Origin of the sequence: Streptomyces sp. NBC_01017, from assembly GCF_045162795.1 — a bacterium.
Classification (GTDB): Bacteria; Actinomycetota; Actinomycetes; order Streptomycetales; family Streptomycetaceae; genus Streptomyces; species Streptomyces machairae.
On record NZ_CP108683.1, the window covers coordinates 706,922 to 723,803 of the forward strand.

General features: G+C 66.8%; 12 protein-coding genes and 1 pseudogene. 6 read left to right on the forward strand and 7 right to left on the reverse strand.

Annotation, left to right across the window (positions count from 1 at the left end; genetic code table 11):
• Nucleotides 1-237: 237 nt before the first annotated feature.
• Entirely contained in the window at nucleotides 238-1,533 is a 1,296-nt protein-coding gene (locus OG331_RS03495; RefSeq protein ID WP_406191458.1) for an ABC transporter substrate-binding protein, read from the forward strand.
• 1,004 nt (nucleotides 1,534-2,537) lie between these two features.
• On the forward strand, nucleotides 2,538-2,798 hold the full coding sequence (locus tag OG331_RS03500) for a hypothetical protein (RefSeq protein WP_406191460.1): 261 nt from the start codon (nucleotides 2,538-2,540) through the stop codon (nucleotides 2,796-2,798).
• Between the two features lie 69 nt (nucleotides 2,799-2,867).
• On the opposite strand, the gene OG331_RS03505 is transcribed toward OG331_RS03500, so the two are convergent.
• The 5 genes from OG331_RS03505 to OG331_RS03525 form a co-directional block, all read right to left on the reverse strand.
• Nucleotides 2,868-3,716 (reverse strand): maleylpyruvate isomerase family mycothiol-dependent enzyme, encoded by an 849-nt coding sequence (locus OG331_RS03505; RefSeq protein WP_406191462.1) that lies wholly within the window; start codon nucleotides 3,714-3,716, stop codon nucleotides 2,868-2,870.
• Nucleotides 3,713-4,453, reverse strand: a complete 741-nt coding sequence (locus OG331_RS03510; protein WP_406191464.1) for a DsbA family protein — start codon at nucleotides 4,451-4,453, stop codon at nucleotides 3,713-3,715. Before OG331_RS03510 ends, OG331_RS03505 begins: the two co-directional genes overlap by 4 nt.
• Entirely contained in the window at nucleotides 4,450-5,070 is a 621-nt protein-coding gene (locus OG331_RS03515; protein WP_406191466.1) for a TetR/AcrR family transcriptional regulator, read from the reverse strand. The genes OG331_RS03510 and OG331_RS03515 overlap by 4 nt, the downstream gene beginning before the upstream one ends.
• 636 nt (nucleotides 5,071-5,706) lie before the next feature.
• Nucleotides 5,707-7,185, reverse strand: coding sequence for a S8 family peptidase (locus OG331_RS03520; RefSeq protein ID WP_406209674.1), 1,479 nt, complete (start codon nucleotides 7,183-7,185; stop codon nucleotides 5,707-5,709).
• A 291-nt stretch (nucleotides 7,186-7,476) separates the two neighbouring features.
• Complete coding sequence (locus tag OG331_RS03525; RefSeq protein ID WP_406191468.1) at nucleotides 7,477-7,674, reverse strand: hypothetical protein; 198 nt, start codon at nucleotides 7,672-7,674, stop codon at nucleotides 7,477-7,479.
• Nucleotides 7,675-8,221: 547 nt separating this feature from the next.
• Between OG331_RS03525 and OG331_RS03530 the strand changes: the two genes are divergently transcribed.
• The gene (locus OG331_RS03530) at nucleotides 8,222-10,816 is read left to right on the forward strand and encodes an ATP-binding protein (protein WP_406191470.1); all 2,595 of its coding nucleotides are present in this window, start codon (nucleotides 8,222-8,224) and stop codon (nucleotides 10,814-10,816) included.
• Here OG331_RS03530 and OG331_RS03535 read toward each other — a convergent pair.
• Nucleotides 10,813-11,319, reverse strand: a complete 507-nt coding sequence (locus tag OG331_RS03535; protein WP_406209677.1) for an ATP-binding protein — start codon at nucleotides 11,317-11,319, stop codon at nucleotides 10,813-10,815. The two genes, OG331_RS03530 and OG331_RS03535, sit on opposite strands and share 4 nt — an antisense overlap.
• 372 nt (nucleotides 11,320-11,691) lie before the next feature.
• Here OG331_RS03535 and tnpB point away from each other — a divergent pair, with 372 nt between their 5' ends.
• Both tnpB and OG331_RS03545 read left to right on the forward strand, forming a co-directional pair.
• Nucleotides 11,692-13,068 carry an IS607 family element RNA-guided endonuclease TnpB gene (gene tnpB, locus OG331_RS03540; RefSeq protein ID WP_406191472.1) on the forward strand — a complete coding sequence of 459 codons (1,377 nt, stop codon included), beginning with the start codon at nucleotides 11,692-11,694 and terminating at the stop codon, nucleotides 13,066-13,068.
• Nucleotides 13,069-13,290: 222 nt separating this feature from the next.
• The gene (locus OG331_RS03545; RefSeq protein ID WP_406209680.1) at nucleotides 13,291-14,529 is read left to right on the forward strand and encodes an IS256 family transposase; all 1,239 of its coding nucleotides are present in this window, start codon (nucleotides 13,291-13,293) and stop codon (nucleotides 14,527-14,529) included.
• Nucleotides 14,530-14,606: 77 nt separating this feature from the next.
• Here OG331_RS03545 and OG331_RS03550 read toward each other — a convergent pair.
• Nucleotides 14,607-14,994, reverse strand: a pseudogene (locus OG331_RS03550) (transposase family protein); the annotation flags it as partial.
• Between the two features lie 1,194 nt (nucleotides 14,995-16,188).
• On the opposite strand from OG331_RS03550, the gene OG331_RS03555 reads away from it, so the two are divergent.
• Nucleotides 16,189-16,881, forward strand: a complete 693-nt coding sequence (locus OG331_RS03555; protein ID WP_406191474.1) for a thioredoxin family protein — start codon at nucleotides 16,189-16,191, stop codon at nucleotides 16,879-16,881.
• Nucleotide 16,882: the final 1 nt, after the last annotated feature.

Sequence of the window (16,882 nt, forward strand, 5' to 3'; positions counted from 1 at the left end):
GTGCCGTCCTGGATCGGTCCGGTGGGCTGAGCTCGAGGCCGGTTCCGCCGAGGAATGCGGTGAGAAGATCGGGGGTGTCTCTGGATGTAGCGCAGTGCCGCACGGGGCTGCCTCATGCAGCTCGGTAATCGAACGGAAGGCTCGGAGCCTGGTCAGAATTTGCCCAACCCGTTGTGTGGGAGCACGGTGGTGATGTCAGGCCCACCGGCTGCCGACCATCTGCCGAGGAGAGCCATCATGGCAAGGCGTTCGTGGCTCGCCTGCGCACTGGCATTCGTACTCGTCGCCGCCGCGGCATGCAGCCGTCCAAGTGACGAGTCCGCGACACCGGGGGTAACCGACACAACGGTCACGATCGGCAGCCACCAGCCGTTGAGCCACCCGCTGGCCCCCGCCTGGGGCCAGCTCCCACTGGCAGCCAAGGCGTACTTCGACCATGTCAACGCGAATGGCGGCGTCCACGGCCGGAAAATCATCTTCACCTACCGGGACGACGGCGGTGAACCGGATAACAGCATCAAGGTGGTACAGAACCTTGTAGAGAAAGACAAGGTGTTCGCCATTCTCGCCGGCTGGGGCGCCGACTCACACGCTGCAGTCATTGACTACTTGAACTCCCGCAAGGTCCCTGACCTTATCCCAAATGGGGGATCCGCCCGTTTCAACAATCCAGTCAAACTGCCATACACCTTCGGCTGGTACAGCTCCCTTCGGGAAGGCAAGATCCTCGGCGATTACATCAGCAAGGCGTTCCCGGGAAAGAAGGTGGCCTACTTCTACCAGAGGGACGAAGTGGGTGAAAGCGGGATCAAGGGACTGGATAAAGTCATTCCACCTTCTTCCGTGGTCGCGCGGGAGAGCTACCTGCTCGGCGAAACCGACGTTACTGCGCAAATGCGGGCTATTCACCGGGCTAAAGCAGACGTCATCGTCAGTTTCTCACTCACTAACTACAACGTTTTGCTGCGCCTTGCCCAGAAGAAGCTCGGCAACACAGCGCGGCTCGTTCTCGTCTCCACGGGCTCCGACCCGACGACGCTGTCCGGTCTCCTGACGTCCGCGACCGGTGACCCGGCTACCGGCAGCTCGATGATCCAGGGCATCATCACCAACGCCTGGCTCGTGCCGGTCAGCGACACCTCCAACAGCTGGATCGTCCTGGTCAAGATGATCCATGACCGCTACCTGTCGGGCCGCCCCCTGGACCGCTACACAGAAATGGGTGTAGCGGCCGCATACCTGTTCGTGGAGGCGCTGCAGCGCACGGGCAGGAACCTGACCCGGCAGTCGCTGGTGGACACGCTGGAAAAGGGCGGCCTCTCGCCCGGCCTCGGCCTGACCCCTCTGGACTACAGCCGCACCTCCCACGCCGGCTATGCCGGTGCCCAGATCGGCGTCATCAAAGGCAACGCCATCGTCCTGCAGGGCAAACCCATGATCACCGATGATGGAGCCGGGCCGGTCGTCCCTTACACCGCTCCCCTTCCCCGCCCTCCCGCCAGCGGCATCCCCCCACCTCCACCGCAAGGATGAAGGCCCTTGCCCCCCTATGACCGGGTCCCCGGCATACATGGAGAGACCGGTTGGGTCTGCGCCCGCCCCCGCCCAGCGGCTACTGCATGCTTTGGACGCGCGGGACACGCCCGTCCTGCTGCACTTCCCGTGATCATCAATGGCACCCCGGCGTGAAGTGAGCACGGCCCTTGTAGATCATGGAAGTCTTCACGCTTCACGATCTGCCGTGCTCGTCGCTCCACCTTCTCCCGTATCCATCACGCCCGGGTGCGCGCCCTGCCCGACCCGTGCGCAGGCTGACGCGGGAGCGGTCGTCCCCGGGGGACTGCCGCATGCCCTGGCCCAGATCCCCGATCCGCGTGATCCACGCGGGGTTCACGTGCACCGCTCCGGCGGCCCCCACCCGCTCAGCGTGCAACACCACCAAGGCGGACAGCAAGACCAGGAAGCAACCCGACCACTGCGAGCACCAGGACCAGGCCGACACCCACCAAGCACGACCACGCCACCCAACCGCCCGCCGCTCCAGGCCACATGGCCCACAGAGCCGCAGCCGGAGCCCAGCGCCCATGCACCGTCGGCAACGCCCAGGCCGGATCGAAGTACGGCCCGTGACGTATGGAAGAAGCGTGGCTGAGGCCAGTACGGGGTTGCTGGAAACACACGTGCCGGGTGCTCAGTCGACGCACCCACCGCCGTGGCTGACTCTCGCTGGCTCAGGTCAGAACCGGGCATCCATCGATCGAACGGCAACAGGCATCTTCCCTAACTCGGCATTTCAGATCGTCACCGATGCCGACACCCGCCTGATCGTGGTGGCCGCCGGCCCGTGCCGGGCAACCGGCACGACTCCCGCCGCTGCGAGGAATCCGGCACCAGGCCGCCATCCGCCGCAGCATCGCTATGGCGTCCCCGGACGGCGACCGAACCGGCAGGCTCCCGCGAGAGCGGTTTGCCTGTATCCGACGTGCTTGAGTGGGATGGCCCGCCCTCTGGCCAAGGACACGCAGTACGGAGGAGTGATGGACAGTAACAGGGTGTACGGGATCCTGATGGCAGTTCTTGGTGTCGTACTCGTCCTGGTCATGCAATGGCGTGCCACCCCTCGACGAGGCGTCGAGCGCCCGATGGAGCGCATGGCGCCGGACCGTAGAAAGCCAAAAGCCTCCCCGGCATGCGTCCGCAGGATGGTTGTCGAGGAAGCGGAGGAACTGGTGCGTGGCTACGCTCGCGTGCTGGAGCCGCTGTATTCGCTCCCTGATGAAGACTCCATCGGCACGTAGGTCCCCGTCCCGGCCATCCGCAATCAGCCTCATCCTCAACGAGGGCAAACTCCCGACATGCCAGGCGGGTCAGATCGTGAAGGCGAGGTGGTCCAGGACCCGTAGCCCCAGGAAGCGATCACCGCGGATCTCGATGTCCGAGCTGTGCTCAGAGGCGCTTGAGCGGCCGCCGCTGAGCCACATCAGCAGCTCGGAGGGCATGCGCAAAGTGACGGTAGGCGTCCTGTCGAGCTGGACGATCTCGGCCCGCCCCTCCACCATCACGTCGATCCGCGCGGGAAGCGCTCCGGCCAGGTCGAACCGAACGCTCGTACCGTCGGGCAGGGCGGCCCGTTTGCCGACGATGTAGCCCAGTGCGCGGCAGAGTTCAGCCAATGAGACGGTAGCGGCGGGGCCGCGGCAGTGCCCGGCGATGCCGGTGGCGGCGCGGACGTCCTGCTCGTGCATCCAGGTGTCGTAGACACGCAGCTGCATGAACCGCGCGTAGGTGGCCTCACCGGCGGGAGTCCAGCTCCGGGCGTCGAAGTCCGCCTGCGTGGTGCACTCGAGAGCCTCGCGGCGGCGGGAGACGACGTTCCGGAAGAGACGAAGCATCTCGGCGCCGGGGGCAGCACGCAGCGCCTGAACCCAGATCTCGTTCACGGCGCCGATGTCATTGGCAACGTGCGGGAGCGAGGAGACATCCAGGGCGACAGCGGGAACCGGGTCGCCGGCGAGCATGCACTCCGTGCCGATGACATGAGCGATGACGTCGCTCACGGTCCATTCCGGCAGGCAGGTAGGCAGCGCCCACTGGACTGGTGTCAGCCGTGCGAGCACGTGGTCCAGCGAGTCCCAAACGTCGTGCAGCGCCACGATGAGCGTGCTGCGGTCCGAAGCCTGTGCGGCGACATCGCGCGGCATGTCCGTCCCACTCACCAGGATCGACCCTCCCCGTCCGTTGTGGCGGGCTCGATCGCGGGCAGGGGCGGGATATCGACCACCTTGCCCCGGTCCACGGTTTCCCAGTCACGCCCGGCCAGGTACGGCTGCATCGCCGTCAGGATGTCGGTATGGGCGGCGGCGCTCTTGGGCCGCTGGATCTCGTAGACGTGAGGAAATTCCAGCAGCGTGGTGACACTGCCCCACAGCCGCGCCGCCCGCTCTCCTGTGGGCGAGTGGATCAGCACGGGCCCGAACAGGCACTGCCCGTCAGGGAAGATCAACGTGGGTACCCCATAGCCGCCGGCGTCCACCACTCGCTGGTGGTCGGCGCGTATGTCCTCGTGAGTGGTGGGGTCCGCCAGGGCCTCGTCCAGCAGGCGCGGGTCGTGTCCTATCTCCTTCAGCAGTTCGCGGGCCACGTCGGGGTCATGGGGTTTGCCGCCGTGCTCGTGCAGTTCCCGTCCGATGCGCTCGTACCAGGCGTCTGCAAAGGCCTCGTCACGACGGCGCAGGTAAGCCGCGACGCGCATGAGCGACCAGCCGTACGACCAGCGCCGCTCCCACGGATGCTTGCGGCCTTCGGCCCGGTTGACCTCTTCCAGGCTGAAAAAGCGCCAGTTGACGGTGATGTCGCACTGCGTGCGGACCTCGCGGATCCAGACGGATGCCGCATAGGCGAACGGACACATCGGATCGAAATGAAAGTCCACACTCAGGGGCCGGGATGTCATCGGAGCCGCTCCTGGACAAGATAGTGGTCGAGCACATCATGCAGCGCGGCCGTGATGTCACAGGCCGGGGTGCTGTCGGTTTTCGCGAGAAGGATCATGCCCTGGAACTGGGCAAGCAGGATGCGCGCCAGCTGATCCGGATCCGTCCCTGCCACAAGTACGCCCCCGGCGGCTGCCTGCCGGCACTGCTCGGCCAAACGGAGCTGCCACGTGCCGAAGACCCGCCGCAGGTGCGCTGCGAGATCCGCGTCCGCCGCGGCCACCTCGGCGGCAAGGTTGCCGAAGGGGCAGCCCACCACCGTGCCGAAGTACGACTCGAATTCCCCCTGGATGGCGCCCACTGCATCGACGAGCCCACGCAGCCGCGCTGCGATGTCGGGAATGTCCGCGGTGGCCGCAAGGCGCAGCCACAGGGCATCCGCGTGACGGTCGATCACGGCCTTCATCAGGTCGGCCTTGGAGGAGAAGTAGTAGTAGAAGCTTCCCTTGCGCACTCCCGCAGCCGCACACAACTCGTCAACACCAACGGAGTGATAGCTGCGGGACAGGAAAAGCCGGGCCGCTGCGCCAACCAGCCGGCCGCGCGTATCGGGGGCCTCCGCCAGGATCTCCGTCATGGGGAAGAAGATCTCCTTGGTTGACCGGTCTGTCAAGAGAGCCCAAGCGGGATGCTCCTTCCCGTCCGCTGCCCCTCGCCGTCTATGCGGGCCGACCCCGACGGCCCGCGGCTCGGGCTCGACCAGCGGCGAACAGCCCTCCCCGGGCGGCAACAAGGAGTTCAAACAGCCTTCTCCCTCGCCGTATTCGCCGCCCTGTTGACCCACGGCCCAGGGCTTGCAAAGACAGGAAGACCGCCCGGGGAAGGCATCACACCCAAAGTCCTCCCCTGTCCGAGCAGACGACGAGCTGGTGTTCCGAGAAGTTCCCGGAAGGTCCGCCGCTCACGGACCAGGCGGTGGCAGGTCGATGTCGATCACGAGAGGAACCGCTGCCCTTCATATATGATCATGGCGGATATCAGTGGTGACATAGGCATCGAAGACGACGGGCACCGCACCCGTGATCCGCACGCGTCACCCGCCATCGCCAACGACGAGGGCTGGCTCTGCCTGGCCACGGTCATCGACATCAGTCGCCGGCGCTGTCCAGGCCGGCGATCTTCCACTCGGGACACGGCTGCCTACACCAGCCGTGAACTCGCCGCCACGGCCGCCTGGTTCGGCGTGTCCCGCACCAACGCCTGTGCCGCGCCGTCAGAGGCGGACGGCCCAGGAGTCGATCTTCCCCGTATCGAAGGACGCGCTGTCGGTCACCCGCAGCCGCCATGTGCCGCTGGCTGACTCCGAGGAGGCATTGACCGTGTGGGTGGTGTCAATGTTGTCTGAACTGCCGCCAGTACCGAATCGCTTGAGCATGTACTGCGTGCCGTCCGGCGCTATCAGTTTGACTTGGAGGTCGCCGATATATGTATGCCGGATGTGCACTTCTGCACCCAGGGTCGTCGAGGCCTTGCCCGGCTCGCCGCTGACGGAGATCGGTGACTCGGTCGTGGAGTGGTCCCTGATCGCGAAGTCGGTCGCGTTCCGGTAGACGGGGCCGGGCGCTTTGAGGAGTCGGTTGGGTGAGCCCTGGCCCGCGCCTGACACCGCACCGACGAAGGCACTGTTCTTCAGGGCCGAGGCGACCTGGGCTGGAGTCGCCGACGGGTTCTCAGCGAGGAAGAGAGCGGCTGCGCCGGAGACGTGGGGGGCCGCCATCGAGGTACCCGAGCTGGTCGCGGACGCTGAGTCGCTCGAGTGGTAAGCGGATGTGATCGATGATCCGGGGGCGAAGAGATCCAGTGCCGCACCATAGTTGGAGTAGCCGGCGCGGGCGTCGAAGCGGTCCGTGGCTCCGACCGTGATTGCCTCACTCACCCGGGCCGGTGAGGAGCCGGCCGCGTCGCGACTTTCGTTGCCTGCCGCGGCGACGACAGGGATGCCGGCTGCGACTGCCTTGCGCACAGTCGCATCCAGCATGGTGTCAGCGGGGCCGCCGAGAGACATGTGGATCACCGCCGGCCTCACAGCGTGCCCGATGACCCAGTCGATACCGGCGATCACCTGCGCGGTGGTACCGGATCCGGACTTGTCCAGGACACGAACGGCTACGATCTTCGCTTTCTTGGCCACACCTGCGGAGACACCGGCTATTGTGCCGGCCACATGCGTGCCGTGACCATGGCCGTCCGGGGCAGACAGATCGTTGTCGATTGCGTCGTAGCCGTAGGAGGCGCGGCCGGCGAACTCCCTGTGGGTGATGCGTACACCGGTGTCGAGGACGTAGACCGTCGCGTTCGCTCCGGCCTTGTTGGAGTACCGGTATCGGGTGTCCAGCGGGAGGCTCTTCTGGTCGATGCGGTCCAGGCCCCAAGAGAGCGGGTCGGTCTGAGTCGCGGTGATGGAGAAGGTGCGGTTTTGTACCACGGAGGCCACTGCCGGATCGGCCGCGAGACGCTCAGCGTCATCGGCCGAGGCTTTGATCGCGTAGCCGTTGAGGGCCTCGCGGTAGACGTGGGCGATCTTGCCCTCGTAGTGCTTGACCAAGGAACGACGCCTGGCGGAGTCCTCTGGGAGGGACGCCTTGAAGGTCACGAGGTAACTGCCGTCGACCGCGTTGGCGGCATCGGCGTACCGGACGCGGTCGTCGCGTTCGGGGTCCGCGCTCGCCGGAACCGCGCAGAGTGCGCTCATCACGAGTACAGCCAGGGCAGCCACACTGCAGTCGGCCGCTCCTCGCCATGCGTTCCTCACAGCATCGTCCTATCCGTCGTTTTCAGCGCGTGTTTCCCGTGCCGCGTACGTGCGCGTGTGGGAGCGGAGAGACCGCTCGGCGGCCCATGAAGGTCGGCTGGTTCAGTCAGGGAACCCATCACCTGAGGGGCCTGTTTGCGCCTTCCTGCGAAGTTGTCCTTCCGTAGTGCGCGGCCGTCAGAAGGATGAGTGGGGGCTCATCCCCGCGCAGCCGCGCGAGCCGGACCTGGGTTAGTAGTCCTGGTAGCGGGCGCAGAGCCGTGAGAAGCGGACATCGGCGCAAGGAGAGCTCTCCCCCGCGACGCGCAGGGCCGCCTGCGCCACGGCGTCATAACTGCCTGCGCTCTCGTGGGGCTTGATGAGGACCGTCTTTTCCTCGCCGTCCACCTGCAGCGTCACCGTCCAGCCATACTTCGGCTTGTCAGACACGAGCCCTCCCTTCATGGGTCATCTCACTGTGCGAAGTGTCGTGCCTGCCCAGCCAGCCCCAAGGCGCAGACAAGCGGGTAGAGACGTCGTCCGCCCAGAGACCGGGAACCCGCGAAGGGCCAGGGCCCAGGCCTGCGCACTCATGCTGTGACCGGAGGGTTTCCTTGTGGCAGCGAGGTCCCGGTCACCTTGCTCACCTGCACCGGTGATGGTCCCCCGCGATCAAGCACACGGGCCAAAGGAGCTGGCCAGTGCGAGTAGAACCACCGCCATCACACCGTGTACCGCCGCAGTCTCGGGGACGTCCTGGAACAGGCGTCGACGAAGACGCCCAGAGGCTTGTCACCTCTGGTGATGATCACCGCTCAGGGCCAGGGCTCCGCCCTGGCCACGTGACTTCGGCGCATCCCCACCAGTGCCCGCGGCTGATCCAGATGTGAAGGCCTCCACCGGGTTCCGCCCGCGGACACCCCGGCTGGCCTGTCCGATCCCGACTTCGCCGGGGTTCTGACTGTTTCGATCGGCTGTGGGGGGCTACGGTTTTGGTATGGAGGTCGGCTTCATAAGCGCCGACACCACGACTGTCGGTGAGGTCTTCGTCGGCCGGGGCTGTGAGCTTGAAACCCTGGCTGTAAGCGCTGAGCAGGTACGCTCGAGCCGAGGTCCCGTGGTGGTCTGCATCCACGGTGAGGAAGGCATCGGGAAAACTGCCCTGCTCAATCGCTTCCTCACCACTCTCGATGGCTTCACGGTGCTCCGCGCGACATGCGACCCGTCCGAGAGCGACATGCCCCTCGGTCTGGTCGGTCAGCTGGCGGGACGAGTGCCGAAGGCACAGGTCCAGCGCTACCCCTTCATCACGAAGCTCACCCCGGCGCCAGGTGCCATTCCCACCCCGGCGCTGTCCGCGGTCGGCGTGCAGCTGCGCCTGCTCATCGACGAACTGCTGGACAGCGGACCAGTCACCGTCGCGGTGGACGACCTGCAGTGGGCGGACTGGACCTCCGTGCAGGTGCTGCGGGTGGCGCTGAGACAGCGCCACGGGGAACCCCTGCTGGTGCTGGCCGCATGCCCGAGCAGCCCCGGCACCTCCGCGGTGGGGAACACTGCTGTCCGGTTCGTGGAGGATCTGGGCGAACTGGTCCACCTGCCCTTGGCGGGGCTGGACGCGGGCAGCGTGGCGACGCTCGCGTCCTTGCACACCACAGCCCCTTGGAGCCGGCGCGCGCTGGAAGAACTGTGCCGGCGTACCGAGGGGCACCCCTTGTACCTGCAGCTTGTACTCGCCGACTCCGACAATCCCAGGGACAGGTTCCAGGTGCCCGGCTCACTGGTGGCCACGATGCGCTTGCGCCTGGACGGCCTGGACACGGAGTGCCGGCGTCTGCTCGATGCCCTCGCCGTGCTGAATGCGTTCGTTCCTCCGAGCGCCGGGGGTGCCGTGGCGGGCCTGGCCGACCCACAGCCGGCCCTGCAGCGTCTGCTCCAGCTCGGTCTGGTGCAGTGGCAGGGGGCCGGGTCCACGCTCATCGGCGTAGCGCACGAGTTGCAGCGTGAGGCGGTCTATACGGCGCTGACGCCGACACGCCGCCGGGAGCTGCACACGGCTGCAGTCTCCGTGGTGGAGGGGCCTTCGCAGTGGGCGCACCGGGTCGCGGCTGCTCAGCAGTCCGACACCAAGCTGATCGCTGCGGAGCTGGAGGAAGCGGCCTGGGAACGGATCGCGGAAGGAGACACCGACTTGGCGGCGACGTGGCTGCTGTGGGCAGCCGATCTCGCCGACAGACGCGAGGACCGCGAACGGCGGCTGCTGACAGCGGTGATCCAATTGCTGTCCGGTCGCCGGATGGACCGGGCGCACCCGCTGCTGGAAAGCGTGCAGTCCTGCGCGCCGTCTCCGCTGAAGGACTGTGCGTTGGGTGTAGCGGCCGGCTACCGGGGCGCGTATGCCATGGCACGGGAACGGCTGACGGCAGCGATGAAGGCAGCCCAGGTAGCCGGCCCGGAGTGGGTCGTCGCGGAAGCGGGAAATTTCATGGCGTCGCTTGCGTGCTGGCACGGCCTGGGCGAAGCCGGCCTGCGGTATGCCAGACAAGTGCTGGACACCAGCGGCGCGGTCGCGCATCTCGCCGCCCCGGCCAGGAGCTCCATGTTCCTCGGGCACTTGCTCGTTGACGGTCCTGAGGCAGCTTTGGCGCGCGTCAGCGATGCGGTGGAGCCATGGACGCGCGAGATGGGCGGACAGGAAGTCCCAGCGTGCGGATACTGGCATGCGTGCATGGCCCTGGCACATATTGCGACCGCGAAGCCGGCAGCCAGCGAACGGCATGCGCAGATGGCCCTGAGCACGTCGCCGACCACATCGTCCGAGGCATGGTCCGGGGATCTTGCATACTTCTGCCTTTCGCTGGGGCAGTATCTGCTCGGCGCGTGGGAGAGGTCTGCCGTCAATGCCGAACACTGCATCTCGGTCGCCGAGGGGCTGGAACACTCCTGGGCTTGCAGCCGCGCGTATGCGGTGGCCTCACTGACTACGTCCGGCCGAGGAGAGTTCGAGCGGGCCCAAGCACATGTCGAGGCCGCTCAGCAGTGGGCGTACCAGGTGGGTCCCCCGCAATTCATGGTGTACCCGGCACTCGCACAGGCCGTCCTGTCCCAGGCACGTGGCGATCATGAAGGGATGGCTGCGGCCCTGCTGCCGCTGTGGACCGATCCGGGCGGCTGGATCCGGGCGTACCGATCCTGGTGGCTGCCGTTGCTGGCCGAAGCTCTTGTAGGAACCGGGCAGATCCGCCAGGCCACGAGCGCGGTGGAGGAGCTGCAGCAGCTGACCCGGTACGGCTCGAGCCTGGCTGTGGTGGAGGCATGGCTGTCCGGGCTGCTGCTCGAGTCCCACGGCGCCATCGACGAGGCGGCCGCCGCCTACACCGCTGGTCTCGCGTTGCCCGAGAGGCCGGAGAACATCCCTCTCCACCGGGCCCGGCTGGAGCAGGCGTACGGCCGGCTGCTCTCGGCCCAGGGGATGGAGCATGCTGCGATCGCGCACCTGCGCCATGCGCACAGCAGGTTCCAGGCGCTCGGTGCCGCTCCCTTCCTGAAACGCTGCCGTGAGGACCTCGTCGGCCTCCTGCGCATTGGTTAGGTGGTGTGGAGTCGGGCCCAGTGGGTGGTGGCGGTGCCGTTGGTGAGGTGGTGGGTGCCGTGGGCGTCGGCGAGGGTGTCGACGATGCTCAGTCCGCGGCCGTGTTCGGCGTCGGTGCGGGGGGAGGTCCAGGAAGCTTCGTCGGGGGCGGGTCCGCCGTCGGTGACGCCGACCCAGACGCGGTTGCCGGTGGTCTCTCGGTGCAGGTGGAGCATCACCGGGGGCTGGGCGTGCTCGATGGCGTTGGTGACGAGTTCGGAGACCACGAGCACGACGGCCTCGGCGGCGTCGTTGCGGCTGTTGCCCAGGAATTGCTGGGTGAGGTGGCGGGCGCGGCTGACGGACTGGGGGGTGTGGTCGAGGTCGCGGGTGACGGGCGTGGCCCGCCGGTCGGGGCAGAGGCTTTCGGTGGACGCGGTGCGGGCGGGGTGGTCGCCGGCCCGGGTGTGCCGGGGGGCGCCTGCCGTCTCGGGGCGGGTGCTGTCGAGGTCGGTGACATACATCGCGTTCACTTCCGGGGAGCCTGTGGTGTGGTTCGTCTGACCGGATCACTGACTCCATACAAGAACATGCGCGTATACCACACATCAGGGAAACCCCCTAGGCTTGACACGGCCCTGAATCCCTAGGGGGGCGGCAGACACCGGACAGCACAACCCAGCAGGGCGGACCGCACCTGCAGGAAGGCGGGAGCAATCCCGGCACGGCGGATGGGGCGCCCGCCCTCCCCCGGCCTTCGGCCCGGCGCGGGCCCTGCTCAGCGGGGCTACTAGCTGCTGTGGAGTCCATCAGTGAATCTCGGCCTTCGTCAGGTTCTCTTGATCGTTGGGGTTGCTGGTGTCGGGTTGTCAGCGGGGGCAGGTACGGTTCTTGGGGTGATCACGACGCATGCCTACCGGTTTGCGCTGGACCCGACGCCGCGTCAGGCCGGTGCGATGTTCCGGCATGCCGGTGCGGCTCGTGTCGCCTACAACTGGGGTCTGGCCGTGGTGAAGGCGAACTTGTCCCGGCGTGAGGCGGAACGCTCCTACGGCATTGCCGAGGCGGAGTTGACGCCTACGGTGTCGTGGTCGATGTACTGGCTGCGCAAGGCGTGGAATCAGGCAAAGGACGCCGTTGCCCCCTGGTGGGCGGCGTGCTCGAAGGAGGCGTACGCCACCGGTCTTGACCGGCTCGCGTCTGCGTTGAAGAACTGGGCCGATTCCAAGCGGGGCAGGCGCAGGGGCCCGCGGATGGGTTTCCCGCGCTTCAAGCCGAAGCGGAAGGCCACGCCTTCGGTCAGGTTCACCACGGGTGTGATCCGGCTGGACGGGCGTATGCATGTGGTGCTGCCCGTGCTGGGGCGGATCAGGACACACGAGTCCACATGCAAGCTCGGCCGCCTCATCGAGGCGGGGAGCGCGCGGATCAAGTCCGCGACCGTCGGGCAGGAGGCCGAACGCTGGTTCGTCTCCTTCATCGTGGAAGTCCAGCGCGCGGAGCGTACGCCCACCCGGCCGGATGCGGTGATCGGCGTCGATCTCGGGGTGAAGACCCTCGCGGTGTTCTCCGACGGGCGCCCGGCCACCGAGAACCCGAAGCACCTGGCCGAAGCACAGCGGAAGCTGGGCCGCCTGTCCCGTACGGTCTCCCGCCGCCGAGGGCCCGACCGGCGCACCGGACAGCAGCCCTCGAACCGGTGGAAGCGCGCCGACGCCCAGCGCAACCGCGTGCACCACCGCGTCACCGCGCTGCGCCGGGACGGCATACACAAGCTCACCACCTCCCTGGCCGGGGAGTACGGCACCGTGGTGGTGGAAGACCTCAACGTCGCCGGCATGGTGAAGAACCGGAAGCCGGCCCGCTCGATCGCGGATACCGGGTTCGGTGAGATCCGCCGGCAACTCGCCTACAAGACCGCCTGGAACAGCGGACGGCTCGAAGTCGCCGGCCGCTGGTTCCCCAGCTCGAAAACGTGCAGTGCCTGCGGCAACGTGAAACCCAAGCTGCCGCTGCGGGTACGCACCTACATCTGCGAAGACTGCGGATTGGTCCTGGACCGGGATGAGAATGCCGCACTCAACCTCGCCGCACTCGTGAAGCGGCACGTCGCCGGGAGTGGCCCGGAGACAGTAAACGGACGTGGAGCCGACCGTAAGACCCCGCCTGGCGGGGCAGGTGGCCATGAAGCGTCTGCCCCGCACCGGGCGACCCCTGCCCGGGTAAGACGGGGACCTTCGTCCAGTAATGGGCGAATCACTGCGATTCACTGAGAATCCAGCGAACGGTTACAGGCCCACTCTTCCGGGTCGGTCCGGGATCCGCGGCCGGACTCGGATGGCGTCCCTTGTTGTGGTGTAGCCGATCAAGGTGCGGGCGTGCGCGGGCGGGTGCTCGGGGCGCACTTCTGTTGGTGCCTGCCGCTCCCTGACGCGAGGCGGGCCATCACGTAACTCTCCTTGGTGAACGCCCAGTTCAACCATGAGGAGTACGCGATGGCCCTGTCCCAGTCTGACCTGATACGGCTGCTGGAGTCACTACGCTCGTCTGATGGAATCGAGCTTGTCCGCAGTGTGGCCGAGCGGATGCTGCAGGAACTGATCGAGGCCGAGGTGAGCGCGCACATCGGTGCCGGCTGGAACGAGCACACCGCATCACGGACGGCCTTGCGCAACGGCCACCGGGACAAGACCCTGACCACGCCAGCCGGCGACCTGGACCTGGAGATTCCCAAGCTCCGGACTGGCAGCTTCTTCCCCAGCCTGCTGGAACGCCGGCGGCGTATAGATCAGGCTCTGTATGCCGTGATCATGGAGGCCTACGTTCACGGGGTCTCCACCCGCTCGGTCGATGACCTGGTCAAGGCCCTGGGCGGGGACAGCGGGATCTCGAAGAGTGAGGTCTCCCGGATCTGCGGCGAGCTCGACGAGCCGCTGACCGCGTTCCGCACCCGTCCCCTGGACCACACCAGGTTCCCCTACCTCTACCTGGACGCGACGTACTGCAAGGTGCGGGTGAACCATCAGATCGTCTCCCAGGCCGTCGTCATCGCTACCGGCATCACCGAGGACGGCGGCCGCGAGGTCCTGGGGGTCGCCGTGGGTGACAGCGAGACCGAAGCATTCTGGAGCGAGTTCCTGCGCTCGCTCCGCGCCCGCGGCCTGGGCGGCATCTGCCTCGTCATCGCAGACCACCACAGCGGACTGGTGGCCGCTATCCGCAAGGTGATGCTGGGTTCCTCCTATCAGCGGTGCCGCGTTCACTTCCTGCGCAACTGCTTCGCGCACATCCCCAAAGGTGCTGGTGAGATGGTGGCCGCGACAATCCGGACCATCTTCGCCCAGCCCGCCACGGCACTGGTGCGGACCCAGCTGGACACCGTCGCCGACATGCTCGGCGAGCAGTTCCCCAAGGTGAAAGAGATGCTCCTGGCAGCGAAGGAGGACCTGACCGCGTTCGCGGTCTTCCCACTCCAGCACTGGAAGAAGATCCAGTCCACCAACCCCCTTGAACGGCTGAACCGGGAGATCAAGCGCAGAACCGACGTCGTGCAGGTCTTCCCCAACCCCGACGCCCTCGAGCGCCTGGTCACCGCCGTGCTCTTCGAACTGCACGACGAATGGATCGCCTTCCCCCGTCGGTACCTGCCCGAAGGCAGCATGACCGAGCTCTACTCCGAGCTCCCCGAACGCACCCCCGCACTACCCCACACCACCAACAAGCCCACCGATTGATCGGCTACACCACGAAGGGGGACATGACCCGGACTCGCAGTGCTGCCGTCGACGGACGCCTGTCCTAGCCGGAAGTCGTACGGCTCATCCGTGGCGATCCGGTCGGTGCCGATGAGAGTGCCGTCAACGACGACGAAATCACCCTCACCCAGTGCGACGAGAGCCTTGTGCAGACCCGGTGCCCACGCTGCCAGGAGTCCGAGCGTTTCGTCGGCGTACCGACCAGGCCGTAGTCGTGGACACACCGAAACCCGCCACGAACTTTGGAAACGTCTCGTTCTTCCGCCAATGGGCCAGGGCCGGCAGGGCCTGCTTGAAACAAACCCAGACGGCGCCACGGCGAATTTCAGCTCCTGCCGACGGGCATGGATCAGCCACGCAACATGCTCGACGAGCTCGTCCGAGACGTCGAGCGTGCAACCAACAGAGCCCCTCGGCCGCCGGTGTGATGAGTGAAGTCACCACGCCAACGACCAGGGGCCCTGCCACGTCACCCACCACCCCACCTGCACATCCACACTTCAAGGCTCGGGATGAAAAGGGCTCAATGATCTGTCTCGCGCACGCTTGCCCGGGCGACCGGATCCGTTGTCGCCGTGATCTGTGACCGGTGGCTGCCGCTTGTGAACGTGACGATCAGCGTCTGATCCGAGGTCTGCGTGGTGCCGGCGCTGAACCCAGGGTTCGGTATGGCGGAGATGAGGCACACACGGCCGTTCCCGTAGCGCACGGTTGCCTTGCCGCCTTCTGACGGCACCGTATGAGGTCCCCGCCCACTGTCCAGACAGTCCTCGGGGGAGTCTGGAGAGGCGGCCTGCACCGGTGCCGGCGGGGATGCACTGGCCGTGGTGGTGGCCGAAGCGGAGGGGTCGGGCGCAGTAGTCGTGGGGGCAGCATCCCGTGCGGGGTCGCTCGGCGTCGAAGGCGGGGCGGTGGCCGGGAAAGACCCGGGCGGACGAGATACGGCGGTACGGTGAGACGGCGAGGCGGAGGGCACCGCCTCGGGGGCCGGCCGGGCAACCGGGGGCTTCGGCCGAGTAGAAAGCGTCACGAAGTCGACGGTGACGATGACAGCCGCGACACTGGCGGTCGTGCAGGTCACCCAGATGAGCAGGTAGCGGGGGAAGCGAGACACCGCACCATACTGGCCGAACAGCTGACACACATGAACACAAGGCCCCGAGCCGGCCCCGATTCGCAGGCGCCGCTGCCTCTGGGTGGGACACTCCCGTTGCAGCCCGGCAGCTGGCGCCGTTGCTCACTGCGTGGGTTGCGCTTCGGTGTCCTGACGACGGTCTCCCGTTCATCCCCGTTGTCCGCTTCGCTGCGTATCAACCTTACACAACGCTATCCCCTCATATGTTCATCGCGGTGACGAAGCAGAGGGTGAGGGCTTCCTTAAGCGCACCTCAAGATCGCTGTCGAGGGCCTGTAGCCCCTATCGGCCGGCCCTATGCTCGCGGTCGTTCATGACCCGTCGGCCGGCCCGAGCGCTTGTGCCGACTGCCCGGATCCCCTGCGTCCGCGCCACAGGGACTGCTTCGCCTTCCGGAAGCACAGAGCCTTTTGAGGTGACTTGAGATGAGTCCTCGCAAACACCGTGCCGCCCGGCACACCCACCGTTCCCGCGGCACGGGGCGGGTCCTCACTGTCACTGGGGTGGTGGCCGTGATCGCTGTGGCCATGGGCGCCACTTATGCCGCTTCCCAGCATTCCGCGGAAGACTCCGCTGCGGGCATTGCTGCTGAAGGGCGGCACAGCATCACCTCCACCGTCGAACCTGCCGCCATCGGCACACCGACCCCTTCGAAGCAGTCGGCGTCTGTCTCGGCATCCCCGTCGGCTTCCCCTTCGAAGACTGTCACTGCTTCTGCCCCGCCCTCTGCCTCCGCAAAGGCCAAGGCACCCGAGCCTGCCCCGGACGAGCCTGAGCGCACTAGGGCGGCTCCTGCCGCAGGCACACCGTTCAAGACCGGTTACGACGGCTCGCTGGACGCTCAGGCGGCCGTTGATGCGGCACTGCGTTCTGCCGAAGCTGACGGGAAGGCCGTCCTGCTCGACTTCGGCGCCAACTGGTGCGGGAACTGCAAGGCCGCAGACGAGGTGTTCGCCGCCGGAGATACGGCAGGAATCCTCGGTGACTCTTACCACGTGGTGAAGGTGGACATCGGCAGCAGCGGCTCCGACAACTTCTCACTTCTGCGCGAGTACAGTCCGGGCGGCGGTAGCTACAAGATGCCTGTACTGATCGTGCTGTCCCCGTCGGGAACGGTGCTCACCGACACCCAGGAAACGGGGAAGCCTGACCTGACCGCCGACGGCCTCAATGCCTGGCTGCGCAAGTGGGCGTGAG